The organism is Trinickia symbiotica, from assembly GCF_003028655.1.
Classification (GTDB): domain Bacteria; phylum Pseudomonadota; class Gammaproteobacteria; order Burkholderiales; family Burkholderiaceae; genus Trinickia; species Trinickia symbiotica_A.
This window is the reverse complement of sequence record NZ_PYUC01000016.1, coordinates 119,940-143,346: the sequence shown is the minus strand read 5'-3', so window position 1 is coordinate 143,346 and position 23,407 is coordinate 119,940. Positions and strand designations below refer to the sequence as shown.

Here is a 23,407-nt window from a genome sequence, read left to right as displayed (position 1 = left end):
AAGCGGTGCTGAGAAAGCGACCGCTGGCTAGATGGCCGCGCGGACCTGCCTATCGTGGCTTATGCGAGCCGATCGTCGCAAAACTGAAACACATCGGACGGCCTTGAGCCCGGCAATTTCGATTCTCTTCGGCTTAAGTCTTCGCCCGCGCAGGTCTGGCGTCGATGGCATGGCTCCTGCTTCTGTCGGTGCACCCAGGAGGGCGAGTTTAACAACCTCAAGCTTTGCGATTCGCCATTCACATGGTGCCGCGTCAGTCTGGTGCGGGTCTAATCGGAACAACGAGTTCGGGGGAATCATGAAAATCAGACGACTGGGCCGTCACCCCTTGAAGCGGTCACGAAATCAAACGGGCGCCGCACTCGTGGAGTTTGCCATTGTTTTGCCGCTGCTCCTGCTGGTCATGTTCGGAATTATCGAGTTTAGCTTGGCGCTCTATGACAAGGTAGTGATCACGAACGCGAGCCGCGAGGCAGCAAGGGCCGGCATCGTGTTGGCGTCACCGAAGGCGACCACCGCCCAAATCCAGCAGGTTGCAACGAACTACTGCAGCAACTACCTCATATCGCTCGGAAGCAGCGCTCGGACATGCCCCGCCGCTAACGTCAGCGTATCGGGCGCACAAGGCACCTTCGGTAATCCACTTACCGTAACAGTTACGTACACCTTCACTGGCCTCGTTCTTGGGAGCCTGATCAGTCCGATCACCGGGCCGCTGGCAATGTCCGCGACAACAACCATGAACAACGAGTAGGGACAAGGATCATGAGTGCCCGAAACGCCGCCGTGTCACGGCACCGCCACTCCGGACTCGGTCCGCGCCATGGGCACGCGAAGGCCCTCAAAAGGCAAGGCGGGGCAGTGGTCGTACTGGTCGCGCTTATGCTGGCGACACTGTTAGCCTTTGCTGCTCTAGCTATCGACATCGCACATTTGTTTGTCGTTCGAAATGAATTGCAGAATGCCGCCGATGCTGCTGCTCTGGCCGGGGTTGGATGTGTCTATCAACGGAGCGAATGCGGCAATTTGACCGCTCAAGCGCCGGATTGGAATACCTCATTTCAGGAAGCGACATCCGCAATTTCGCTCAATAAGTCGGACGGTGTCACTTTGACCACCGCGACCGTCGATTATGGCTATTGGAATCTAACCGGAACCCCCAGCGGGCTGCAACCGTTGCCGTATACGCCGGGGACTGGCGACTTGCCCGCCGTCCGAGTCACCGTCAACAGGGCAAGCGGTAAAAATAGCGGGCCCGTGAGTCTCCTTTTTGGAAATTTCGTCGGGATGAGCTCTGCACCTGTCAGCGCTGAGGCTGTTGCGGTGGTATCCAGCCCGGGCTACGTCGGCCCGGGTGGGCTTTTCCCGGTGGCGATCAATCAGTGCATGTACAGAGCGATGCTCGGCTTTTGGAACTCGAGCACCAACCGACCGGCGCTAGCGGCGAGCGCCAGCCCGCTCAACATGGATGGCGACCAAACCTTACAGCAGACGCCCGGCACGCCTTACAAGTTTCAAATCAATTCGACCTACCACGACTCCTCAGGTACTGGCTGTAATACCGGCCAATGGACCTCATTGGATAGTGGCGGGCAAGTGGGCGCTTCCACGATCAGAGACTACGTCAACAAGACGGAATCGTCTCCGGCTGTCAGCATTGGTTCTCAGATATTCATCGAGAACGGAACGGTTTCTTCCAACTTGCAGGCAGTAGATAGCTGCAGCGCACTGGATGGCAACCAAAGCTGCGCTTATGAACTGTTTCCGGTAATCAACGAACAGCCCATCAATCCGGGCGCAAGCACCGCAGTGGTGGCATTTGCATGCCTGAAAATCGATTCGGCTAACTGGCAGGGCTCCAGCAAGTATATCGTGGTTGAGCTGGCCAGCAATCCCGATATGTGTCAGGGTATGGGTTCCAGCGGGATCGGGCCGGCCTATGGTGCGCTTACTCCTCCTCGTTTGGTCCAGTAGCTCGATCCCTTGTGTTCTAAGATTTGCGACGCATGACGGGAGCAATGGATGTCGCTGGGTGACCGCATAGCTGTGTCGAATTGCGCTCACGCCGAATATGTCCCCGGGGATCTGCGCGCCGGCGGTGCCGAAAGTGATGCAGTTTTGAGATTCATTCAGTAGTCTTCTTTGAAGACGGTACGTGCATGATCGTGGCATCGTGCCGTAGGCTGTAACGGCCATTTCGATTCAGGCTGTTACACATAGCACCCTCCGGTCCCGCCTTGATTGTGCCCACGACCCGCGCCGTCAACCGGTGCCGGGGACGGTAAGACAGGACTTCACGACCCTCGTCGTTGATTGTCCCTTGATATTTCGCCTTACAGTACGTCGCATGTAACCTCGCCCCAAAAGGAGCGTGCGGCCAGACTTCCTGCCCTGCGCAGGGCTCTCTCCGACGCACGCGGCGGCACACTCGATTCTGCGCTGTGGGCAGGTAAATGCTGGCCAGCGTCACGAGCACCATACGAGGGTCGTTCGTCCCTGCCGCGATTTCATTGTGGCATGTCAAGGCCGAATCAGGAATGGCACACCGGGCAGCAACCGCGATCAGGTGTCGGAAGCCGGACAATTGCCGGGAAGACGTACTTGCCGTGCCGATCATCGTGGGCTCTGGATGACAAAGTCTAACGGTATGTTGCGTCACCCACGATCTCAAAAGAAAAACTGGGTTAGATTGCTTCCCTCACCTCCTGTCCACATTCAGGGGGCGTCGCCGCTCTTGTCCCCCGGTAAGAGCGGCATTTTTTCGATAGTGTGAAGCAGAACGGCCAGCTATGAGCGATCACCGCTTTACGCCTTGCCTGTTGTCGTAACTCGGCATCCGGACGACGTCGAACAGTTTGCGCGTTGGCTCTGCTACAAGTGGAAACCGTCGCACTTTGTTGCACACATGGTTAGCGAAGATAGCGCCCACCGTGACGGACGCTAGCGGGGCGGTGTGGCGAGACGTGAACGATGTCCGGATGTCCCCAGCTGCTTGGGCCGCCTGGAAAATCTGTTGCAACATTGAGATGGCGTGTCACATCGCTTGTCCATTAGTTGAGGCGCTTTCCCAAAGCTATTTACGACGCCTTTTCGCGGCAGGCGCGGAGCCGTTATGGAGTAGTTGAAGGTCAGCATCCTCCCTGCGCTCCGTCACGCCGGACGGCGTTGACTGTTGTTCTTGCAGCGCAGATCGCGTCTTTCATTCCGGTGACCAAGGGGGGTCCCCGACGTGTTCCCAAGGTTCGGACCTTGGCTGCATAGGTGATCGGTTATCTCTCGGCGAGCAGGACTTTCGCCGCTTTTCTGATACTCACGCTCGCGTCTGTATTCATTCACGAGGGAACGCATCCGGCAGCGGCTACCCTGTTCAGTCGGGCGCGCGCGGTTTTCGACCTGCCGCTATAAGGCCCACGGTCTGGTATTGGCCTATCTCTCACGAATCGTGCGATCGTGACTGTTTTTTCGCCGTCCATCCTATGGGGTTTGTTGCCGCTCGTCATGCTGAGTCACTTGCCGGCCATTGCTGCGCGGGCCTTGTACATCCCGATCTCGCAAAATTGTCGGGTCCACCGGAAGTGCCGGCGTGCCCATCGTCGGACAGCGCCGGCGTCGAACGTGGTCTTGCCGGTCCAGGGCTGCTGGCCACGTGCTGGACATCCAGTCAACCGCATCGCCAAGTTGCTTCGGTGGAATCTCTCCGCTGACCGCTGACCTGTCGCCCCTAGTCGCTCAAGTGTGCCGCTGAGTCAACACGGTGCCCGCCACGCTTACGGCTGACATGCAGGAACCACACACAATTTGATCGCCGTCGCAGTGAGGTATTCGCCCAGTGATGGTTCGCCAGCTGGGGTTCAGGCGCACGCCGCTATGCTCGTGCCGTCGTCCGCCGCGCTGAGCACGCCAGACGGGCCAGCCGGACCGTGGACGCCAATCGGACGTTCCGGCATCGTGGCGATGAGACCCATGTCGATCGCCGCTAAGACGAGCCCCGTAAGGTTGCTGATTTCGAGCTTGTGCATGAGATTCGCGCGGTACTTCTCGATTGTCTTCGGACTCAAATTCAGGTACTGCCCCACCTGCCGATTCGTTCGGCCCTCCGCCACGAGTTTGAGCACGCTGCGCTCGCGAGCGGTCAGGAGCTCCCAGGCGCTCTTGGGGGTCGACGCGTCCCCGCGGCTCACGAACGACTGGACCAGATTACCGTAGACATCGGCGCTCAAATGGCGCTTGCCCTGCATGACCGCACGTAGTGCAGCCATGAGCTCATCGAACGACGCGTCCTTCAGGACATAGCCGTCCACGCCGACGCGCAACGCCTCGCGAACGTATTCTTGAGACTTGTGAACGGTCAGGACGACGATGCGAATCTGCGGGGAGCGTCGCTTGATCGTCGCTACTGCGTCAATGCCGTTCATCCCAGGCATCGAGAGATCGGTCAGAATCACATCAGGCGTGAGCGCGATGGCTTGCTGACACGCCTCCTTGCCGTCCTTGGCCTCGCCGACGACCTCATAGTCACCCAGCGCCGACAGCATCGAACGCAGCCCACACCGAAGCAAATTATGATCTTCTGCGATCAACAAACGATATTTCGCGCTCACGTCCCGCCCCTTTTCTCGTCCTGGTCTCATCGGCTTTCTTGGTAGGCCGGTTGCCGATCGATTCTGGTTTTCCCGCTGTCGACACACAACTTTGCCAAGCTGTCGAGCCTCGGATTTCAGTGAGCGTGGGGCGAGCAAGTACCGCGCCAAGTCAATAGGCGACGCGACTTCGACCGGAACAGTGTCGTTTGGGCTGCGGTTTTTATTGCCGAACGTTTCATCGCCGCTACATCGTTTTTAACGCCGCGGCTATCGAGGCCGCCCGCTGCGGCATTGCCGGCAGCGTAGGTGTATCAAGACAGAGACACATACCACCGCCCTGTCCTCCCCTTCGAGCGAAGCGCGGCCCTCGGGCACCGGTTACAAGGGGAGGAAGCAACATCGACGCCATTGACGTCAACTTCGAGACCTTTCTTCCCGTTACCCGTGCGTATCAGAAGACTGGCGCATTGGACACCGACTAGCGGTTGCTGCGAACGAATACGAGGCATCGTTGCCCTGCAAGCTGCGCTCGTCGCGCGCGGGATCGTACACGGCGATGTCATTCATGTGAGCGTTGAATGTACGAACGCGGAAACGCATCGCCGATGGCAGCGAAGACATCGCCCACTGCGTGATAGAGCGGCGCGTAGCAGGCGCACGCCGCAAGGAACGTGAGGGTCGCTATAAGCACATAGGCGATTGCTGTCTTCATGATGCCCCCAAAAAAAGCAGCGCGATCGCGCTTTTGACTCGACGTGCGTTGCTTCGATAGCGCGCAAGTACTACAAGTACATATGACATGAGCGAATCGTTGCATACACACTGCTCGTTTTTTTCCTGTGCTTGGAGAGGGGAGCGAAACCATAAGCAACGGGGGCGGTTTCCCTTCAAACGTGGGGACGAGTACCCGGTGGGTCGAGCCGGCCCCTTTCCTCTGCCGACTTCGGCTCATTGACAACGATTGTAGGTGCTCGTGACTGCGCTGTCTTGAGATCGGATTCGGCTTCCCGAAGCCGCCCAGTGTGACCGGAAGCAGGGACTGTCATCGCGGCATAAGCGGCCGCGGCGAAAGAAAGCCGCTCGGCTGCGGCAGCACAAGCACATCGTCACCGCGATCAACGAGATCCGGAGTACGGATTTTGTCGCTGACGCACACTTTGACGGTCGGCGCTTGCGCACGCTAACAATCGTCGACAACGCCGCGCAGCGTCGCACCCACATCGATGGCCAAACGAGCTGTCGTGGCTGCGTTGGATTGCATCGCTGCTGGCCGGCCGCTCCCGCGCTTCATCAAGGCGGACAATGGCAGCGAGTTCATCTCCAAGGTACTGGACAATTGGGCGTACGAGAACGGCTTAGAAATCGACTTCTCGCGCCCTGGCAAGCCAACCGATAACGCGAAGAATGAGACGTTCAATGGCGCTTCGGCGAGGAATGCCTGAACGCGCACATTGGTTCCGCTCAAGGACGCGAAGCGCAAAATCGAGGCTTGCCGGGAGTACTATAACGAGGCACGTCCCCACTCTGCATTGCAGTGGATGACGCCCTCAGAATTCGCCCGCCAGTGTAAGCTCCGGGCCGATTCGGCCCACCCCGAAGAGCCGGAAATTTCCACTTCAGAACGGCCCTGATTGTGGGTCAGCCTCACACTACCCAGACTACGTGGGATCACGCCACGCAACTTATCGCGTTCGCCCGCCGTTACCTGGCGGCACCGCAATGCGGCCACTGCCGAATGCAAGCGTGGCCAGACGACCTCGCACGGACACTCAAGCAAGCCAAGGAAATCCGTGATTACATCCGTTTCCGCCGCCCTGGCGGGCCCGGCCGTAATCGAGGTTGGGCAATTCGCACGACTGAGCGCAATTTCACGCGCCCCCATCAGCGGCCAAGCTTCACTCTTCGCCCACTGCGTAGAACGGCGTGCGTGCAAATTGTTCGCCGACCGTTCGCCGGCAAGGCTCTCGGCGATTTCGGAACTCGCTTCAACTAAATGCCGCTTTCCCGCGCAGGCGACCCTTTGCGCACTGGCGTCTCGTCGCGAGGGTCCCCGCCTCGTGGCAGTTGCCCATATTCGCGCATTGACGTACTTCCTTCCGCACGATATGACCGACTCTCAATTGGATAGCGGAGCCCGAGCCGATTCAGCAGCGCTCACGCCGGGAGTTTGTAGAGACCGCCTATCGCGATGACGGAGCCGGCGTATCCGCAAGGCGGTACTGCATGATACCGGGCGAGCCTGCGACTGGCACTAGCTTCGGATTGGATTGCGCCTCGTTATTCACGGTTGATGCAACTTTCGGCTTATCCTCGAGACAAGGAGAGTTGGTCTGCGCAGCCGCCGCCCGGAACGAATCGTCTTGGCACATGATGTTAAACGCGATGTCCTTGCGGTCCATCCGCCATGCGACCGCTGCATTGAGCCGGCGATTGCAGTCGGCGTCTTTTATGGTCGCGGCGCCCGTAGCGCCGACGCCTACGACGGAGACCGCCGCCGATACCGAACCCCAACAGGTCTCTGTTACTGACGCCGTTAGCGACGGGGCGTACACCGTCGGTGCGCTTTTGACTGTGTACGAACCGCTATATCCCACGGTAGACTCAGCAGGTATCGTCTGCGCATTCGCAACACCGGCTGGTCCTGAGCCTTGGCTGCCGGTACCGATATTCACATTGACGTTTGTCGCTTGCTGCGCTGTTGACTGCGTACCATTCGTAATTGTTCCGTTTGCCTGTGCCATCGCAATGCCGCTCAGCAGCATCGCAGTGACAGCCACAATAGCCTTTTGCATTTTTATTCCCCGATTTTTTGCCGGGCCGCGTATGGGCCCGACACCGCTCAGATCACGTCTATCTCTGGTCGCGGCATTCGCGCTGATTACCAGCGGTCGAAGCCCGTCTTCGACATCGATCCTTCGAACGAGCCAAAGCTGCCAAAGCCCGCACCCGCCACGCCGACGAACCCATCTGCATTTGCTGTCGAGGTCCCCGTGGCGTCCGCCCATCCGCTCTGATCGGAGTCTCCCGCCCCCTTGGCGCTGAAGGTGCTCGTGCCGAAATCTTCTGAACCCGTGTTGCTCGAAATCGAGAAACCGGTATTCGTGAAGTTGTTCTGGCCGTACGTGCTCGTGACTCCGTTGTTTCCGTTGCCAGCGTTGGTGTTGGCGATGGAGTGCGTATTGGTGAAGCCCGCGTTGGTACCGAACGTCACCGCGGTATTCGCGAAGCTCTGATTGCCGGCTGTGAACGAACCGGCGCTTTGTCCCGGACCGTACATCGAGGCGCTGTAGTTGCCGTTGACCGTGGACGATGTATCGTTGCTCACGGCAAAGCCGCCGATACCGAGCGCACCACTTACCCCGCCGTTGGCGTTGGCAGCTATTGAACTATTCATGCCCGGCGCCGGGCCGCCTGCGAACGCAGTCGTTGAAAGGGCGAGTACCGCAACAGCCAGTACCATTTTTTGCTTCATTTTGGACTCCTAAGTAATGAGGGGCGATATGAATCTCCGAGGCTACCCCCCTCTTGCCCCGTAGCGCTTCTTATCCTCTCGAATTGCAGTCACGGCATATGACGGTAGCTTTGCTGTCGTCGTCTGCCGAGCGAGCATCAATACGGTACTTAACTACTGATGAAGACGTTGCAGCCCAGTCTTCATCAGCAATGTGATCCGTCCGTCCTCTGAGTGGGCGTAATGTACGGTCGGTGCCGCCACGCGGTATGTTCGGCTACGAACCGATCATAAGTTCTGTAAAGGCGCGTTTGACCGATACATCGTGCGCTGACTCGCTTTCGTCCGAGCCGAATGAGCGGCATGCTTCGCGATAGCCTTTTCGCCCGCGGGCAACGACGCATGGAACATCAGCTCGCTCGTTCCCCTGCGCGAATTGACGTAAGCGCTCGTACGGGTAGCTTCCCTCCATGGCTTGGTAGGAGCTCCCTCATTGCTCCCGGGGTAACGCCGACTAGAATTGGCTTACATTGCGTGCGTCGCACGGGCAAACGGTGTGACATGCGAGCCGTAAGCTTTGACGGCGTCGTTCGAGGAGCGTATTCGGACAGACAGCATGGGGAGGGTAGATGAATTCATCCGCACTGAGTGGCCTCCGAAATGTCACGTGGTGTGACGTGATCGATGCAGCGCGCAAGCTCAGCAGCGCGGGGCGGCAGCCGAACGGCGACTTCTGCACGAACGTCGATGCACGTGGCATCGCCCTCGCGATACTCTCGCTCGATGGGTGCTTCGTCATCACAAACGGGAGCGCTGCACTCTTGTTCGGTTACACCAACGAAGAAATGATCGGCCGCCCTCTCATGACAATGGCCGGCAGCCACGCAAAAAGACAAATCCTTAATGGATTGTCGTCGTGCGCAAAAGGCGAGTCACTTTCGTTTCGGACTAGCCTTTACCGGAACGATGGACAGCCGTGCGCCGTGGTCATCCGTCAACAGCCGATCGCTGTCAGCACTGGCGATGTGAGTGCAATCCTCGTGGCGTTCGAGGAACCGCTTCGTGCCCGACCATCGACGAGCGCCGCCTCATCACGTGACGAGAGTCGGCGTCGACGCCACTACACAGAGTTGATGATCGCCCAAGAACGCGAACGCCGGCGTATTGCCTTTGAGTTGCACGATGGCCTGAGTCAGGCGCTCGCGTTCGTCAAGCTGACAGTCGAGGATGCCTTGCTCGGCCTTCATGGCGGCCGCTTCGTCGAAACCCGCGAGCGGCTCGATGCAGCCCTCGTGCGAGTGCGCGAAGTTATCTGCGACGTCGGTCAGATCTGCTGTGATCTCCATCCCATTGTGCTCGACCGTTTAGGGCTTGTTGCCGCACTCGCATCGCTGTGTCGGCGCGCCGAGGAGCAAGTCGAACGAATACGAGTTCGCTTCGATTGCCGCGTTCGAGAGGATGACGTTCCAGGTACGCTGAAGGCTGACATATACCGCATTGCGCATGAGGCAACGAGTAACGCTCTCAGACTCGGATCCGTCTGCTCGATTCACGTGATCCTGGACCGCGTCGAAGAAGGCATCATGCTTACGGTTAAGGACGACGGGGCCGGCTTCGGCAGTGTGCCGGTCACAGCAGATACAGGACCTGACAATGGTCTAGGCCTACTCGGCATGCAACAGCGAGTCGAGTCTGCAGGTGGCCACTTTGTCATAGAGTCCGATGCACGCTGCGGCACGCTCGTTTCTGCATTATGGGCGCGTTAGTGCTACCCCCATCATGAATGCGATACGCAGCACTTCGCGTCGCTGCGGCGATCGTCCTAATTTTCCCACGCCAAGGTCGTATCAGGTGAGACGCGTCAAACTCCTACAAACGGGAGTTCACTATGGCTTCGTCTAGCTTACGCAATCGTTCGAGAAGTTGCGACGCCAGCTTAAGAACGCGATCGGGCGTCCCGGTTGGATTCGACAAAGCTTCAACGCGCGCTCGCCAATACCGGGGCGTGAAAACCGTGCCATGTTGCCCTTTCAGATCCGCTCCTCGCGCTTCCAGATAACTGACCATCCTGTCGATGTGAGCCAATTCGCACTCTCGCTCGTGTATGCTCATTTTGATCGTCCCCGGCGCCCAGATGACATCGAACAATCCGTGCATTAGCCCTCCTATCGAAGTGGGACCGTTGCACGTTGTTGCCTACATGATCAGCAGAGACCATGCCCATTGTGGCGAGCCTCCACGAGGCGGTCTAGCGGAGACAGGAACAATGTCGGTATTTCCGCAGCGGCTTGAGCCGCCTGGAAAATATGTAGCAACATTGAGATGGCGTGCGACATCGCTTGTTTATCAATGGAGGCGTTTCCTCGAGGCTACGTGCGACGCCTTTCAATGGAATCGTTATGGCAGCTGAAGGCCAGCTTGCTCGCATTTGCGGTCCGTAACGCCTGGCGACTGCCCAGGATGTCTCGACTTTGAGACGGTATGCAGGGTGCTCTCAGCCTCCACCAAATCGGGGCGATTCAGGTCGAGACAATAAACCAACAGCAATTCCGGGCATCGTGCATCACTTCGAAGAACCCGTGCCGCCAGTTGTGTGCGCCAAGCCGTGCAAATTCGCATGGCCGTGGTTTCGGTTGATCCTTCGAGCTGTGGCTGTCGCGAAGCGCGTAGTCCGCAGCGGTAGCCGAAGTTCGAAGCTCATCAAGCCGCCATACGCAACAACTCCTTTTTCTGCTCAGCGAGCACGGTCATGTTCAGGTACCGGTTGTCCTCGAGCCACGTCTCATGGGTTTCGGCGCACAGCGGCCGAATCAGCCGCAGGACTCGGTGTTCGGGAAGATCCGCACGATGGCCGTGCGGCGTTTGATTTCCTCGTTCAGCCGTTCAGCATGTTGGTCGACTTCAGATGCTTGTGTGCGCCCGCGGCAGTCGGTAAAACGTCAGCGTCTCGCCGATGTTCGTTTCCGCCCAGTCCACGAGCTTCGGATATTTACCTTGCCACTTGCTGATCCGCGCGCTCAAGTCCCGCTGGGCTTCCTGCAGATCGCGGCGCTCATACATCCACCGCAATTCCTGCAGGCAGTCGTCGTCGGCCTTTGCGCGGCAGACAATCGACGGGATCCGTCGCGTGTACGCATTCCGGCACCTGTCCGGGCTCCCACTCATCATGGAAGTGGCGCCGGCCGAGATCGACATCTACGCGAAGTGGAAGGCGCGGGCAGAAAAGGTCGGCACAATCATGGCGCTCTTCTGTGGCACCTTCATTGGCCTGTCAATCCTACTGGCATACTCGCTGCGCCAGACAGCCAGAGCTGAATCGGCGCTGCGTACACTGGCCCGGACCGACAGCCTGACCGGGCTCGCGAACCGGCGGACATTGGACGAGCGGCTCGAGCAGGAGTGGCGCCGCGCGGTGCGCACGCAGCGGCCCCTGTCGCTGCTCTTTGTCGACCTCGACCACTTCAAGGCCTACAACGACCGGTATGGCCACCAGGCCGGCGATGCCGCGCTGGCCGCCGTCGGCCGCTGCTTGGCTGAGCAGTTGCATCGGCCAGCGGATCTCGCGGCCCGATACGGCGGCGAGGAATTCGTGGTCGTACTGCCAGATACCAACAGCATGGGCGCCCTTTCGATCGCCGAATCGCTTCGCACGGCGGTCGCCCAGTTGGCGATCGACCACGCCGGCAGCGAACAGGGCAGGCTCACGGTCAGCATCGGTGCCGCGAGCTGGCAGGGGCTGGTCGCGAACGATGTCGCCTCCGTGGTGAAGGCGGCTGACGAAGCGCTGTACCGTGCCAAGGCAATCGGCCGGAATCGCGTAGCCGGCGCGATACTTGGATGAGCTCGCGCGCGAACAGTCTTGCTGCGCAGGCTCAATCGCAGCCCGCTGCATTCCGAGCAGGCGAGCGTATGAGGCGTGCGTACCCTGCCCGCTTACGTGCCCTGCGTCTGCGCGGTTGGCCGACGCAGTGGCGCCGCGGAACGGCGCCGAGGCGGATTGCCCGCACGCTGAGCGCGCACCTGCTTCTTCATTGCGGCCCCTCGTCCGGCACGCCTAAGACCACCAGCTCGTGCGGCGCGTCGCGCATGCACAGATGCGCAAAAAAACCCCCGACTTGGCGCGGATGCGGCACGAATGGCAGCACGGGATCGGTCGGTAGGAACGTGGGATCGAGCAGCTTGCCGTCGGCGGCGCGCACGAGCGAGTGGGCCGCAAACCGAACGGTGTCGCCCGCCTGACTCACGCATAACCAGCCGCGCACTGCCAGCGCACCGGCATGGGTGGCGGTCCACGCGTCGACCGCGTCGTGGGAACTCGGCTTCGGCGCCGCGGGGATCCGCACGTGCTGCGCCGGGCGCGCACGGCGGGCCGCGGCCAGGCCGCTCACGAGTGCGGCGGCCAAGGTTTCGTGACCAGGCGGGAGGGTCGAGACTGTCGCTGAGCTCATCGCGCGCGCTCCTCAAAATTCGTCCGGGTGTGGTCGATGCCGATCTCACCGGCGACACCGTCGGGAGCGGAATGGCCGAACACCAAGTCGCCGCCGACCGTATTGGCGAACGCGCACACGTCCTCGGCCAGCGCCTGTTTCCCATCCTTGGAAAGGTCGAGCCGGTCCTTGAAATCGAGTGTGTGACTTTCACGGAATTCGTCGTCAATCAGCTGTTGGATCGCGGCCTCGTCGATGTCCTCGAGCTGGGCGCGCGGGATCGTGTGGCCGCCTCGCGCGCGCCGGCCAGCAGCACCGTAACGGCGGGCATGCGCAGCTCGGCGCCGAGCTCGGCATAGTGCGCATCATCTCCGTCTACTTCGGAAAACGCCCTGCCGCCCGAATAATTCATGGCGAACGCCATCGCCTGGCCGGGCGTGCGGCCGTCGAGCACGGCGTTGGCCACCACTTCGGCGATCGCGGCGCACTCGTGGGAATGAGGCGCGCGCAGCAGCACGCTTTGCACCGCCTCGGCCACGTGCCAGGTGTGCATGCTCACGTGCTCGAGGCGCGGCAGGTAGGAGTTCAACTGCTCGGCCATTCCGTCCTCGAGCACGAGCGTAAAGCCCTCGCGATAGCTCGGCGCGCGCGCATAGGGCACGCGCCAGCAGTGCAGCTCGTAGGTGTCGGGGGCAGTTCGGCGACGGCGATCTCGGCCAGCGCGAAGGGAAGCGCCCCGCGACCTTCGGCTTCGAGGCGCACTCGCGGTCGGAACCGGTGAGGGCGGGCAGCGCGAGGACGCTGATGCACACCGTCGGTACGTTGACGGCCGCCGCCGCGAGTGTGATGGGGGCGGTAAAGGGGTGCAGGCGGAGCGCGTAGTGCGTGCCTTCGAGGCGCACGCCAGCCAAGTCGCGGGCGACGGTGACGGGCATGATAGGTCCTTTTTAGTCGGGTTTGCCCTGACGCGGCGCGCAGCCCGATCGCGACGAAGCGAGGACGGAACTGCTAAAGATTATGGCGGTAATAGTGACTAGTGTAAATTGAAGGTGCGTTTATCGAAACAATACCTCGGTGGTGGTAGGATCCCGACGACCGGTAGTGCACAGCGCCCGCCCGCGGCTCGCGCGGCGTGCGCGGAATCGTTCGTCCTTGCGGAGGACTCCGCAGCGCCGATTCCCGCCGGCCGGCCACCGGGCGTCTCCCAAGATTTGGACAGCACATCATGCTTCGTCATCGCCCCACCGCCGTCCGCCGCGGCGCAGGCCGCGTCTTTCTGAGGGATTGCCGATGTCGTCATCGCTCTACGAAGACTTGCTCGAGGCGGCGTATGCGCTCGAGGAGCTCGCGGCCGGGCGCCAGCCAGTGCGCGAGCGACTGCTAGCCGGCGCACTCGCGCTCGATACACTCATGCAACGCGGTCAGCTCGATCGCGATTTGCAGGACGCCGCGTTGGGTCTTAAAGCGGTTGCGACGGGCGGCACGCTCGAACTCGATGCGCGCGGGCGGCGGCGCGCCGGGGTGCTTGCAGGCCAAGTGCGGGCGCTAGCAGCCCACTATGCCCCCGTTGTCGAGGGCGCGCCTCTGCAGCTCTCGGTTGATTGTCGTGCGCGTCTATATCGGGCATTCTGGCCACGCGGTGCCAGTGATGTGGCGGTGTTCGTGCTTGCCGCCTCCATCGATGATGCGCGCGCGCGGCTGAAGCGCCACCTGTCGTGGATCGCTGACGAGCCGCACGAATCGATCGTTCTCGGCCATATCGACGCATATATGGATCTCGTGCGCGCCGGCGCCAGCGACGACGTCGACTTGCGCGTGTTCGAGAGGCGTGCACCGGACGGCCAGGCGACCGGTTGGATCGAGCAGCCACTCTTCCTGACTGGGGACGCGACGCTCCTACGCAAGTGGACCGCACTACAGGCCGAGCTCGCCGCGCAACACGTTCGCGCGCTGTTCGGGCCCAAGGAGTAAGCGTCGCGCATCTTCGTATCCGCTTGGATGATCGCGAGTTGCTACTCACATGAGTGGCATCGAGTAGCATCATCGTCAGTTTCCCGACGACAACGCTCACTTTCTGGACGCACTCATCGACGAAGTGCAGACCATCACCGGTCGCATTTGCGGCGTAGCAGCTACGTCCGGTTACTGGACATGCGGGGCGGCCGTCGCCGTTAAAGGCCAGCCAAGCAACACGACAATTCAAAAAGCGATTTACCGCGCGCAGGCCTCGGCATGCGCGGCCGCGAGGGCCGAAGACGAACCAGATCAAAAGGCTGGCGCGCTCGAATTGCGACATTGCGCCGCGCGCTCGAGCCGATGCAGATATCTTGGCATCGCTATTCACCGTGCTCAAGCAGTTGCTCCGCCAACGCGCCCCGTGCGTCGCATCGCCCATGTCGGTACCCGCGGCGGAACAGGCCTTAGCGCTCGGGCTCGCATAGGCCTCGCTCGACGACGCGCGCCGGCGCTTGCGCGTGCTCGAGAACGGGGCGGCGCGCCCGCGTCGCGAGCTCGGCAGCGCCCCGTGCGGTGCTCGCGCAGGCGCGGATGGTGGAATTGCGCGACGACATTCACTGCGCGATTCACGAGCTGGCCGCGCGGCGTCTCGAGGGCATCGAGCAATACGTCAAGCCACAGCGGGACGTGGTGCGACGGCAGGCGACCGCCGAGGTCGACGGTGATGAATTGGAGGGCGATGGTTCTCGGCTAGCGTTGCGATGCGAGTCGGCAGCGCGCGAACTCAAAAAAAGCGGGCCGCCTTCCTTCGGGGGAAGCGGCGCGCCGCACCTACTAAAAACCTTGAAGAAAGGAAAGCCAATGCAGGCCCAGCTGTTGTACCTTTATCTCGGCTGCTCATACGCCACGATTGCGATCATATACATCACCATGGCGCTTGGCCGCCCTCTTAGGCGGAGCGTCCCCGGCTCGGCCGGGGATTGACTACGACAAAATTCAATCTAGCACCCTCGCGTGGCCGGAGCTATTTCAACAGCCTGCTAGTCCGGGGAACGAGTTTGTCGCAACGGCCACCCGCGGTTACTCAGCGGTGAACGTCCTAGTCAGGAGACAACTAGCGCACATGTCAAGGGCATGCCGAACGATCGCAAGGCCGAATTCGGAAGTACATCGCGAAGTCCCTCAGCCACCATTGGTGCTGCCGCCTGAGGCTACACATATTTTTTGTAGAACTTCGCCATCGTCCGAAGCGCGATGAGCACTGCGAGCGAAACCGGCCAGAAAAGCACTTCGATCGGCATGCGCATCGGCACGACGATCCAGACGGTCGCCACAAGGGGGATCAAACCAAATAGGAGCAGGCGCCTCGCATGGTGATAACGTGTTGCCGATTCGTGGCCTCCACGCTTCCTGCGCACGTAGCGCGCAACCAGCCCGTCGGTGACGGCAACGAGCACCGCCAGGACGAACTGCGGCAGCGTCATCGCAAGCATCGCTGCGCGGATGCCGACCAGCTTCACGCCGTACATCGCGACAATCATCAACGTGCGACCGTCGCCAAACATCAGGCGTGCAAGCGCGCCCCCGAATCCACGTTCCGGCTGCGCCCCAGCAACGTACGCCCGCGCGGACGCATCGATGCGCGTCCATCCAAACCAAGACCAATACAGCCCGTCGGCTGCCCAGCGCACGAGCTCGGGATCGGTCGTTTGGGCAACGTAGTAACGCACTAGCGCTTCCATGCCGCCGACGGGATCGGCACGCCATGACGTGCAGGCCGCCGCAAGGTCGGCAAGGACCGCGAGAAACGTCACCGCGATGCCCCAAAGCGTCAAGTGAAGAGCCAAGTCGAGCATCCAGAAGAACGACTTCACGCCGTCTGCATTGCTGTCCCGCTGTGTCTGTCCCATGCTCCAATGCCCTTCGGCCAATTTGCATCAGAAGCCGCCGCCACGGCCGTCGGCAGTCAGCCGGGCGCTCGCGATGGGTATTTCGATCGCGACATCGCCCCACCGGCGAATGCGCGCCTCATGATCGTTCACGAGCCGTCCATTTGGCTTCGCATGCATTTGACCGCCCGTCCCGAGCTCCGTGTGCTGCTCGGCGCTCTCCTCGGCTGAAGGGATGTATCGGCCGTATTTCTCGCGCATGTCGGCCACCACTCCGTCGAGACCGCTTGGCGTTGCGCCATCATGATCGTTCAGCAGCGGCAGCCGAATCTTCACGAGCTGACCGCCCTCGATCAACGCAAACGCCTGCCCCTTTGGCAAGCCCATGAGGTCAGCCGGCTGCAGCATCGGCGCGTCTGCAACGGTCATCCGGTCGTGCGTCTGGGATGTAAAAGCGGTACCCTCCCCGCGCTTGACCGCATCGGTGGCGCTCGAAGCCGGCGTGAGCGACTTCACCTGCACCGTCGGCAATTGGTCAGTCAGGATCTTGGCGGTCGCCAGATACTTCACCCGCAGCATCACGAGCGTGTTGAAGTTGCCGAAGATCTGCTCGGCCTTCGCCCTGGAACCCACCTTCGCCTCGAGATCGGCGCTCGTTTGCGTGTAGGCCGTCACTTGAAAACCCGCCCCGCCCGCCTTGTTCACGAGCGGAATGAACTCGTCGCCCACGAGCTCGTTGAACTCGTCCGCATGAATCGACACTTTGCGCGCCGACGGCCGCATCCCTTGACCGTAGCCGTGCCCATACTTGTAGATGCGCCCCGCCGTCGAGGTCAGATCCGCAAACATCGCATTGCCGACGACACTCGCGACCTCGAAGTCCGACAAGGCGTCGAGCCCCACATAGACAATGCCGCCGCGATCGATCACGCGGTTCCAGTCGAACACAGGGCGCGGATCGTTTGGATCATCGTAATCGGGCGAGAGCAACTGTCCCATCTTGCCCGAGGTGAGCTTTTCCAGGAGCGGATAGAGTGAAGACACGAGCTTTTCGAAGTAGGTGCGATCGTTGTTCAAGACCGAGGCGAGTCCGTCGGCCACCGGCTCATGCCAATGGTTCTCTTGCATGAGGGCCAGCACCTGTACGGTGTAGAGCGTGCGGCCCGTCTTCTTCGCGCGCTCGGCAATGTCTTTCGTTTCCGCCGGTAACGCGTCGCGCCAGCCCGGATGATCCCGATCGAGCCAGAACTCGAGGTACTTGAGGGCCAGGCCATCGATGTTGACGGCGTGCTGATAGACGAGCTCATAGGTCGGGCGCAACCCCAGCGCCGTCATCGCGCGGGCCATGACGTTCACGAACCGCCACACGAAATCGCGAAAGGCGGCCGACTGCCCTTCATCCGGCAAATTGCCGGCAATGCGGGTGGCCACTTCGGTGATGCGAGAAAACGTGCCGATCGGGCTATAGCGCGCGGACTTGTCCGGGTAGCCGAGATGGAAGAACGTGAATTCGCGCGCGCGGCCACAACGACACGCTTCGGCGTACATACGAAGCAAGAGATCGACGTCGCCCTTCGGATCGAAGACGATCACGACATCGCCGCGGCGAATGTCTTGCGCCACGAGCAGCTCGCACAGGCGCGTCTTGCCCACGCGTGTCGTGCCGAGCACCGCCACGTGGCCGACGCGCTCGGCGAGATCAAACCAGATGTCCCGCTCTTCGGGCTCGACGCCGTGCAGGACCGGATCGCCACCGACGCGCGGCAGGGGGGCGATCGGATTCCACCAGGCTTGTCGGCGTGTCACACGCGCGATCCAGTTCTCAGGCCACGCACGCTCGAGTTCGCGCGCTCGTTCGTACAACGCACTGGGTGTGACCAAGTGACGGTTTTCTGGCAGGCGCGCCTGATAGAGCCGCTGCGTGTGGACCGCGGTCCAGCGAAAGCCGCAGCCAAGAAACACCTCGCGATCGGACCATGGCACCTCGTGAGCAGAAATCGCGTAAGCGCACAGACGCCGCAGGTTGCGTTGAAAACGGATGAGCCGGCACGCTGTCCATGCCCGGCCGATCGCGAGCGCGACAAGTCCCGCGGTTGTCACGCCACCCGTCAAAGGCGTCGCGAGAAAGAGCTTGGGATGCAGCCACAAGGCGCCGGCCGCCGCCAAGGCGATCGCCGACGAAAGAATCTCCACAGGCTTACGAAAGTTGTTCTCGAGCGGATAGGCCATTAGATGCGCCCCTCCTGCGCCCCCGGTGTCCCTTCGCAGCCTTGTTTCGACTGAATCAACGCATTGGGCGCCGGCACGGGATTAAAGAAGCGCTCGGGCTGCGGCACGCGCATCACCATCAGCTGCTTGCCGCCGGCGCCCTTGATGTTGTAGTGAAGCAAGAATGACTTGCTGCTCGCTGCCGATGCACTGGGCTCGCCCGCCACCGGATAGCCTGATTTCTGGAAATCGCGCTGCACAACCTTCCATGGTTCTAGCACCTTGCCGTCGTCGGCAGGATCAACCTCGATCGCCTCCGGGTGCGCGGCGGCGAAGTCCTTGAAAATCCCGGGCGTCACCACCAGCATGCCCTCGGCGACAAAGTGCACCCGTGCTTTCGACTCGTTGTAGGCAAGTGCGCCGCTCGCCACGCCCTCCTGCACCCAGGCCATGAAGCGCTCGGCATTCGGACGGGGCTTGCGCCCGAGCCCACCGACGTCGGCTGCTCCAGAGGGGTCCTTCGGACGCTTGACCTTTTGCTTCGGGCGCATCGGCTCACGCAACGCATGCGACTGCGCCGGCGCCTCGCGCGACTGTGCCTTGGCCTGCCGCTTTTCATCCAGCAGCGCCGCCGCACTCTCCTCGTCGGCGAGGTAGACGAGCACCGACGGCTCGCGCGTGAGCTGTTCGGGCGCGGAATGAACGGCTGCGGGCTGCGTCTGCGATGCTGATGATTCGGGCTCGGGGCGGGACGACGTTGCGTCGGACGTGGCAGCACCGCTCGTCGTCACCTTCTCACAGACTGCGGCAGGCTCGCTTACCGGCGATTGCACGCTACGGTCGGCGCCCGCCGCGTTAGCGGCGGCAGCATCGGCCGCCGGCGCCCGCTCCCCGCTCTTTTCCTTGCCCTCTTCCTTGTGCTCCTTCTCCACGATGCGGATCGCGCCCGGTGCCAGCGCGCGCGGATAGCGGGAAGGGTTGGCATACAACTTCATCAAGGCAAAGCGCAGCACTGTGAAGCGCTGATGCCACGCCTCGATCGTCACCTCGATGGTCCAGATCGCACCTCCATCGGGCGCTGACACTAGGGCGCCATATTCTTGCCAGATGTCAAAGAGCCGGTTGTTGTCTTCGGGAATGCCCGCCGCGCCTTCTCCGCGCACTTCATGCCCGGCGAGATATTTGCGCACGGCTTCCGCCAGCGTCTTCGCCACACACCAGAGCGACTCGCCATCGCAATAGCCGGTCGCTCCTGCACGGTTTAACGGCACACCGCCTTCGGCCAAGAGCCGCCGCAACCCGTCCATCAATCGCTCGATGAGCGGCACCGCACGCGCCGTGGCAAATCGTGTGCGCGTGCCACAGCGCAAGTTGTCAGCGACCGACTGGCGGTCCGCTTGCTTGACGATCCGCGCAATCGCCCCTTCCTTCGCCTCTGCGTCCGAGCCTGCTCTGACTTGCTCGTCGCCCATCAGATACGCCGTCAGTTCCTGCAGCACCGGCGGATAATGCGCCAACCACGCTAGAGCACTGGCCGGCACGAACTGATGCAGTAGCACCACCGCCAAACGCGAATGCGCCCCATAGTCACGCTCGGCGGGCTCGGCAAACGTAACGCGGTACCACTGGCCACCCTGCTCTTTCATGTTGCCGGCAAGCGGCACCCAGGCGCGTGCGCCGTGGCCTGCCACCAGTTCCACCCGCAGATCGGCCATCGGTTTGCCGATGTCGTGCAACAGGGCCGCGACGAGCACCGCGTAGCTATAGCGCGCCGCGTGCGCCAACTGCTCCTCGGCGTCTGCGCCAAGCGGCAACCTCCAAGCGGCCCGGAAATGCAGCGCGAACTGCGCCACTTCCAGGCTATGGTTCAAAAGCCCCCCTGGCTGCGCGTGGTGATGCGATTCGGATGCGGGCAAGAGCTGCACGAACTCCATGATTCGATCGAGCAAAGGCGCCACATCACGCACCCAGTTCTCTGGCGCAAAGCCGAGACCCTCGCGAATGCGCTCGACGCGAGGCTGCATCGCCGTGCATGCCACCAACTCGGCTGGTTCGAGCACGGCCAGATGCTGCGAACTCGGTGACGCGCGGCGCTCAATGGCGGCGCGGCCTGCCGCATGCCACATATCCGGTCTCGCGGCTTTCCCATGGAGCTTTCTTCGCGAGCACAGATGCAGCGCACCAAATCCCGCGACGCTCGCGAGCGCCCCGCCAGCCAACCAAATATCGAGCGTCGTCATGGGAGCGCGATGTGGGCGTGAGACCTTCCTGGATCAGACAGGCTCCAATGTAAAAATCGGCGTCGTGATCCTCGTCACTTGCCCGCATCCGTCGTATGGACGGCGTGCAATCAAACGCTCGACAACGACGCGCGGCTTTGCTAGGCGGGGCGCCTTTGCTCGATCCTTTTCGCGTGCCTTTGCGGCAACGCTTCCTTTTTCGCCCTTGCGGCAAAGTCTTTTTTACCATTCAGGCCTTTGCGGCATTGAGCGCGTGAAGCGAAGCTTCAAGCTTCACGCGCGGCCTTTGGATAAGGCCCTTGACCTTTGGCGCACCTTTGTTCCCCTTGCTCGCGCATTTGCGTGGGCCCTTTCCGGCATCGGCGGCAACACCCTCTTATTGCTCACGGTCATAAGACGCTGCGAAAACCCGCAGCAAAAAGCGCTTAGAGCAACGGGCGCGATTGACAAGCATTTCGACGACGACACAGCTCACGCGCGGTTCAATGAAGCCGTCGGGTCACCCTGACCGATACGCGCTGTTGCCCGCCGGAGCCGCTCCTTGCCTTCGTCTCTCCGGCGGGCTTTTTCTTAAGCGCGTCTGATACCGCACACGCCGATGAGACCGATCACTTGCGCGACGACCGCGTTTTTCCTTTTCGCATGGGCGAGCAGCCCCGCCCATGCCGCCCCGGGCGGTGCGGCCGAACGCGCGTGCCTTGACGATGCCGCGCGCTATCACCACGTCAGCCCGCGGCTGCTCGAAGCGATCGTCACCGTCGAATCCGGCGGCAACGCTTGGGCGATCAATCGCAATGCGAACGGCACAGCCGACATCGGGCTCATGCAGATCAACACCACGTGGCTGGCGGCACTTTCTCGGCATGGCATTTCGCGCCAGGCACTCTTCAAACCCTGCGTGAACCTTTACGTGGGTGCCTGGGTCCTGTCTCGCAATTTTGCACAACTCGGTTTCACGTGGAATGCCATCGGGGCCTATAACGCGCAGAACCCGACCAAGCGCATCGCCTACGCGCGAAAGGTCTACGCGGCGCTAAGGCCTGCGTCTGCGAGAACACAGACGGTCGCGCACGTTGTCGCGAGCGCGGTCACGCCACGCCGTGAGCGCAACGCGGGCTCATCCGAACCTGTGAGCCTCGTCGCATGGGAAGCGCAACCGTGAACAAGCTCACGCTCGAGACCGCGCGCGACGTGCTTCAAGAATATCTCGGCGAGGTCTGGGCACTGACGCAGGCGCCCGACGTGCAGGAAGTGATGGTCAACCGCGCCGACGATATCTGGGTCGAGCGGATCGGCACGATCTCGCGCGCGCCTGACTGCCAAGTTCATCCGGATGCGCTCGATCGGGCCATCACGATCCTCGCGAATATCAACGCCAAAGACCAGACGCACCTGCTCGATGCGCGTCTGCCCGGCTTGCGCATCGCCGCGGCACGCACGCCCGTGGCGATTCACGGCGACATGCTGTGCATTCGCAAGCACGCACGACACAAGATTGCGCTTGTCGATTACGAATGCGCCGGCGCCTTCACAGTCTTGCCCCCGTCGGCCCAGCGCTTTGCCGGGCGGCACAACGAGGCGTTGCTCGCGCGCCTGCCCGCCGGTGGTACCGCTGTGCGCGAGTTCTTCGAGTGGGTCATGCGAGAGCGCATCAACGTCGCGTTCTCGGGCAGCACCTCCTCGGGTAAGACGACGCTGCTTAACGCGCTCATTGACGCGATTCCGACAGACGATCGGACGGTGACGATCGAAGACACGGCCGAGCTTCAGGTGCGCCTGCCGAACTACGTCGGGCTCGAGGCCAATCGCGGCGTCACGATTCGCGACCTCGTGAAGTTCTCACTGCGCATCCGCCCCGATCGCATCATCGTCGGCGAAGTGCGCGGTGCCGAAGCCTTCGACCTCATGGAAGCGCTCAATACCGGTCACCCGGGTTCCGTCGTGTCGTTTCACGCGGACTCGTCCGACACCGCGCCCGCGCGGCTGGAGTCGCTCATTCGCATGAGCGAGGAGGGGCGCCTGCTGCCGCTCGAGGACTTGCGCCACAAGATCGCCGCCACCTTTCGCTTTTTCGTGCACGCCGAGCGCCACGGGGCCACACGCGGGCCGGTCGAGATCCGCGAAGTGATGGGTGTCGCGGCCGGCCGCTACATCACCCGCCTGCTCTTTTCCAAAGTCGCCACCGAGGACCTCATCCATGCTTGAAGGCCATTACCGTGCCGCCGGGCGCCCCCCTCGCCTGCCGCGCTGCCGCAGATTGATCGGACGCGCAGTCGAGGTCGCCCGAGTGTCATTCATCGATCTCCGTGGCGCCTGGCGCGCATTCCTTCGCTCGCCTGAGCGCGGCGCGCCTGCGATGGCCGCGGCGCTGTGGCTCGCCCTGCTACCCGTGCAGGCGCATGCCGCCGGCATCTGGAACGGCGGACTGTGCACCGTCTATCAGAGCGTGCTCGATAACGAGCTGCTCGAGATCGTCTCGCTCACGATGCTCGCAGGCTCGCTCATCCTCTGGGGGCTCGACGACGGCCGCCACAACATCAAGACCGGCATCATCCGCGGCGTCGCCGTCACCATGGGCGTCCTCAACATGCCGTTGCTGTGGGCCCAGATCTTCAACCACGGCGCGGCCTGCACAGGCGCCGGCTTGTAACCC

Annotated in this window: 20 protein-coding genes and 2 pseudogenes; 11 read left to right on the top strand and 11 right to left on the bottom strand. The window is 61.8% G+C overall.

Annotated elements, in window-relative coordinates; genetic code table 11:
* Positions 1 to 298 precede the first annotated feature (298 nt).
* Complete coding sequence (locus C9I57_RS26715) at positions 299 to 754, top strand: TadE/TadG family type IV pilus assembly protein (RefSeq protein WP_107153588.1); 456 nt, start codon at positions 299 to 301, stop codon at positions 752 to 754.
* Positions 755 to 861: 107 nt separating this feature from the next.
* Positions 862 to 1,974, top strand: coding sequence for a TadG family pilus assembly protein (locus tag C9I57_RS26710; protein WP_181321960.1), 1,113 nt, complete (start codon positions 862 to 864; stop codon positions 1,972 to 1,974).
* Positions 1,975 to 3,851: 1,877 nt separating this feature from the next.
* Here the strand turns inward: C9I57_RS26710 and C9I57_RS26700 are convergent.
* Both C9I57_RS26700 and C9I57_RS32865 read right to left on the bottom strand, forming a co-directional pair.
* Entirely contained in the window at positions 3,852 to 4,601 is a 750-nt protein-coding gene (locus tag C9I57_RS26700) for a response regulator (protein WP_107153585.1), read from the bottom strand.
* Positions 4,602 to 5,142: 541 nt separating this feature from the next.
* A complete protein-coding gene (locus C9I57_RS32865; protein WP_181321959.1) occupies positions 5,143 to 5,295 on the bottom strand; it encodes a hypothetical protein in 153 nt (50 codons plus the stop codon).
* 315 nt (positions 5,296 to 5,610) lie between these two features.
* Here C9I57_RS32865 and C9I57_RS26695 point away from each other — a divergent pair.
* Positions 5,611 to 6,214, top strand: a pseudogene (locus C9I57_RS26695) (integrase core domain-containing protein); the annotation flags it as partial.
* Positions 6,215 to 6,763: 549 nt separating this feature from the next.
* Here the strand turns inward: C9I57_RS26695 and C9I57_RS32540 are convergent.
* Positions 6,764 to 7,375 carry a hypothetical protein gene (locus tag C9I57_RS32540; RefSeq protein ID WP_146166272.1) on the bottom strand — a complete coding sequence of 204 codons (612 nt, stop codon included), beginning with the start codon at positions 7,373 to 7,375 and terminating at the stop codon, positions 6,764 to 6,766.
* Positions 7,376 to 7,461: 86 nt separating this feature from the next.
* Positions 7,462 to 8,055 (bottom strand): hypothetical protein, encoded by a 594-nt coding sequence (locus C9I57_RS26685; RefSeq protein WP_107153583.1) that lies wholly within the window; start codon positions 8,053 to 8,055, stop codon positions 7,462 to 7,464.
* A gap of 608 nt (positions 8,056 to 8,663) precedes the next feature.
* On the opposite strand from C9I57_RS26685, the gene C9I57_RS26675 reads away from it, so the two are divergent.
* Entirely contained in the window at positions 8,664 to 9,800 is a 1,137-nt protein-coding gene (locus C9I57_RS26675) for a sensor histidine kinase (RefSeq protein WP_107153581.1), read from the top strand.
* 934 nt (positions 9,801 to 10,734) lie between these two features.
* On the opposite strand, the pseudogene C9I57_RS33390 reads toward C9I57_RS26675, so the two are convergent.
* Positions 10,735 to 11,130: pseudogene (locus C9I57_RS33390) on the bottom strand (transposase); the annotation flags it as partial.
* Positions 11,131 to 11,200: 70 nt separating this feature from the next.
* Here C9I57_RS33390 and C9I57_RS26660 point away from each other — a divergent pair.
* On the top strand, positions 11,201 to 11,875 hold the full coding sequence (locus tag C9I57_RS26660) for a diguanylate cyclase (RefSeq protein ID WP_440130249.1): 675 nt from the start codon (positions 11,201 to 11,203) through the stop codon (positions 11,873 to 11,875).
* A 187-nt stretch (positions 11,876 to 12,062) separates the two neighbouring features.
* Here C9I57_RS26660 and C9I57_RS26655 read toward each other — a convergent pair whose 3' ends face one another.
* Genes C9I57_RS26655 through C9I57_RS26645 form a run of 3 tightly spaced genes read right to left on the bottom strand, consistent with a single transcriptional unit; the run spans position 12,063 to position 13,062 of the window.
* Positions 12,063 to 12,482, bottom strand: coding sequence for a hypothetical protein (locus C9I57_RS26655; protein ID WP_107153578.1), 420 nt, complete (start codon positions 12,480 to 12,482; stop codon positions 12,063 to 12,065).
* Positions 12,479 to 12,691: an ATP-binding protein gene (locus C9I57_RS33700; protein ID WP_369008110.1), complete on the bottom strand. Its 213-nt coding sequence runs from the start codon at positions 12,689 to 12,691 to the stop codon at positions 12,479 to 12,481. The genes C9I57_RS26655 and C9I57_RS33700 overlap by 4 nt, the downstream gene beginning before the upstream one ends.
* Positions 12,691 to 13,062 carry a hypothetical protein gene (locus C9I57_RS26645; RefSeq protein WP_146166271.1) on the bottom strand — a complete coding sequence of 124 codons (372 nt, stop codon included), beginning with the start codon at positions 13,060 to 13,062 and terminating at the stop codon, positions 12,691 to 12,693. Before C9I57_RS26645 ends, C9I57_RS33700 begins: the two co-directional genes overlap by 1 nt.
* A 689-nt stretch (positions 13,063 to 13,751) precedes the next feature.
* Here C9I57_RS26645 and C9I57_RS33385 point away from each other — a divergent pair.
* The gene (locus tag C9I57_RS33385) at positions 13,752 to 14,432 is read left to right on the top strand and encodes a hypothetical protein (protein WP_258187830.1); all 681 of its coding nucleotides are present in this window, start codon (positions 13,752 to 13,754) and stop codon (positions 14,430 to 14,432) included.
* A gap of 576 nt (positions 14,433 to 15,008) precedes the next feature.
* Positions 15,009 to 15,401 (top strand): hypothetical protein, encoded by a 393-nt coding sequence (locus C9I57_RS26635; RefSeq protein WP_146166270.1) that lies wholly within the window; start codon positions 15,009 to 15,011, stop codon positions 15,399 to 15,401.
* Positions 15,402 to 15,628: 227 nt separating this feature from the next.
* Here the strand turns inward: C9I57_RS26635 and C9I57_RS26630 are convergent, their stop codons facing one another.
* From C9I57_RS26630 to mobH, 3 genes are read right to left on the bottom strand one after another with little or no spacing between them, the layout of a single operon-like run.
* A complete protein-coding gene (locus C9I57_RS26630; RefSeq protein WP_107153574.1) occupies positions 15,629 to 16,327 on the bottom strand; it encodes a DUF4400 domain-containing protein in 699 nt (232 codons plus the stop codon).
* A gap of 27 nt (positions 16,328 to 16,354) precedes the next feature.
* On the bottom strand, positions 16,355 to 18,535 hold the full coding sequence (traD, locus tag C9I57_RS26625) for a type IV conjugative transfer system coupling protein TraD (RefSeq protein WP_107153573.1): 2,181 nt from the start codon (positions 18,533 to 18,535) through the stop codon (positions 16,355 to 16,357).
* Positions 18,535 to 20,754: a MobH family relaxase gene (gene mobH / locus C9I57_RS26620; protein ID WP_107153572.1), complete on the bottom strand. Its 2,220-nt coding sequence runs from the start codon at positions 20,752 to 20,754 to the stop codon at positions 18,535 to 18,537. Before mobH ends, traD begins: the two co-directional genes overlap by 1 nt.
* Between mobH and C9I57_RS26615 the strand changes: the two genes are divergently transcribed.
* From C9I57_RS26615 to C9I57_RS26600, 4 genes are all read left to right on the top strand, one after another.
* Positions 20,753 to 21,262 carry a hypothetical protein gene (locus C9I57_RS26615; protein WP_107153571.1) on the top strand — a complete coding sequence of 170 codons (510 nt, stop codon included), beginning with the start codon at positions 20,753 to 20,755 and terminating at the stop codon, positions 21,260 to 21,262. The two genes, mobH and C9I57_RS26615, sit on opposite strands and share 2 nt — an antisense overlap.
* A 90-nt stretch (positions 21,263 to 21,352) precedes the next feature.
* Positions 21,353 to 21,916 (top strand): lytic transglycosylase domain-containing protein, encoded by a 564-nt coding sequence (locus tag C9I57_RS33855; protein WP_107153570.1) that lies wholly within the window; start codon positions 21,353 to 21,355, stop codon positions 21,914 to 21,916.
* Positions 21,898 to 22,959, top strand: coding sequence for a CpaF family protein (locus C9I57_RS26605; RefSeq protein WP_107153569.1), 1,062 nt, complete (start codon positions 21,898 to 21,900; stop codon positions 22,957 to 22,959). The genes C9I57_RS33855 and C9I57_RS26605 overlap by 19 nt, the downstream gene beginning before the upstream one ends.
* Before the next feature lie 82 nt (positions 22,960 to 23,041).
* Complete coding sequence (locus tag C9I57_RS26600) at positions 23,042 to 23,404, top strand: hypothetical protein (RefSeq protein WP_018440958.1); 363 nt, start codon at positions 23,042 to 23,044, stop codon at positions 23,402 to 23,404.
* Positions 23,405 to 23,407: the final 3 nt, after the last annotated feature.

Coding starts and splice junctions, on each gene's coding strand:
- C9I57_RS26715 (WP_107153588.1), top strand. CDS start 299: ATGAAAATCAGACGACTGGGCCGTCACCCCTTGAAGCGGTCACGAAAT.
- C9I57_RS32865 (WP_181321959.1), bottom strand. CDS start 5,295: ATGAAGACAGCAATCGCCTATGTGCTTATAGCGACCCTCACGTTCCTT.
- C9I57_RS32540 (WP_146166272.1), bottom strand. CDS start 7,375: ATGCAAAAGGCTATTGTGGCTGTCACTGCGATGCTGCTGAGCGGCATT.
- C9I57_RS26685 (WP_107153583.1), bottom strand. CDS start 8,055: ATGAAGCAAAAAATGGTACTGGCTGTTGCGGTACTCGCCCTTTCAACG.
- C9I57_RS26675 (WP_107153581.1), top strand. CDS start 8,664: ATGAATTCATCCGCACTGAGTGGCCTCCGAAATGTCACGTGGTGTGAC.
- C9I57_RS26660 (WP_440130249.1), top strand. CDS start 11,201: ATGGAAGTGGCGCCGGCCGAGATCGACATCTACGCGAAGTGGAAGGCG.
- C9I57_RS26655 (WP_107153578.1), bottom strand. CDS start 12,482: ATGAGCTCAGCGACAGTCTCGACCCTCCCGCCTGGTCACGAAACCTTG.
- C9I57_RS26645 (WP_146166271.1), bottom strand. CDS start 13,062: ATGGCCGAGCAGTTGAACTCCTACCTGCCGCGCCTCGAGCACGTGAGC.
- C9I57_RS33385 (WP_258187830.1), top strand. CDS start 13,752: ATGTCGTCATCGCTCTACGAAGACTTGCTCGAGGCGGCGTATGCGCTC.
- C9I57_RS26635 (WP_146166270.1), top strand. CDS start 15,009: ATGGTGGAATTGCGCGACGACATTCACTGCGCGATTCACGAGCTGGCC.
- C9I57_RS26630 (WP_107153574.1), bottom strand. CDS start 16,327: ATGGGACAGACACAGCGGGACAGCAATGCAGACGGCGTGAAGTCGTTC.
- traD (WP_107153573.1), bottom strand. CDS start 18,535: ATGGCCTATCCGCTCGAGAACAACTTTCGTAAGCCTGTGGAGATTCTT.
- C9I57_RS26615 (WP_107153571.1), top strand. CDS start 20,753: ATGGGAGCGCGATGTGGGCGTGAGACCTTCCTGGATCAGACAGGCTCC.
- mobH (WP_107153572.1), bottom strand. CDS start 20,754: ATGACGACGCTCGATATTTGGTTGGCTGGCGGGGCGCTCGCGAGCGTC.
- C9I57_RS33855 (WP_107153570.1), top strand. CDS start 21,353: ATGAGACCGATCACTTGCGCGACGACCGCGTTTTTCCTTTTCGCATGG.
- C9I57_RS26605 (WP_107153569.1), top strand. CDS start 21,898: ATGGGAAGCGCAACCGTGAACAAGCTCACGCTCGAGACCGCGCGCGAC.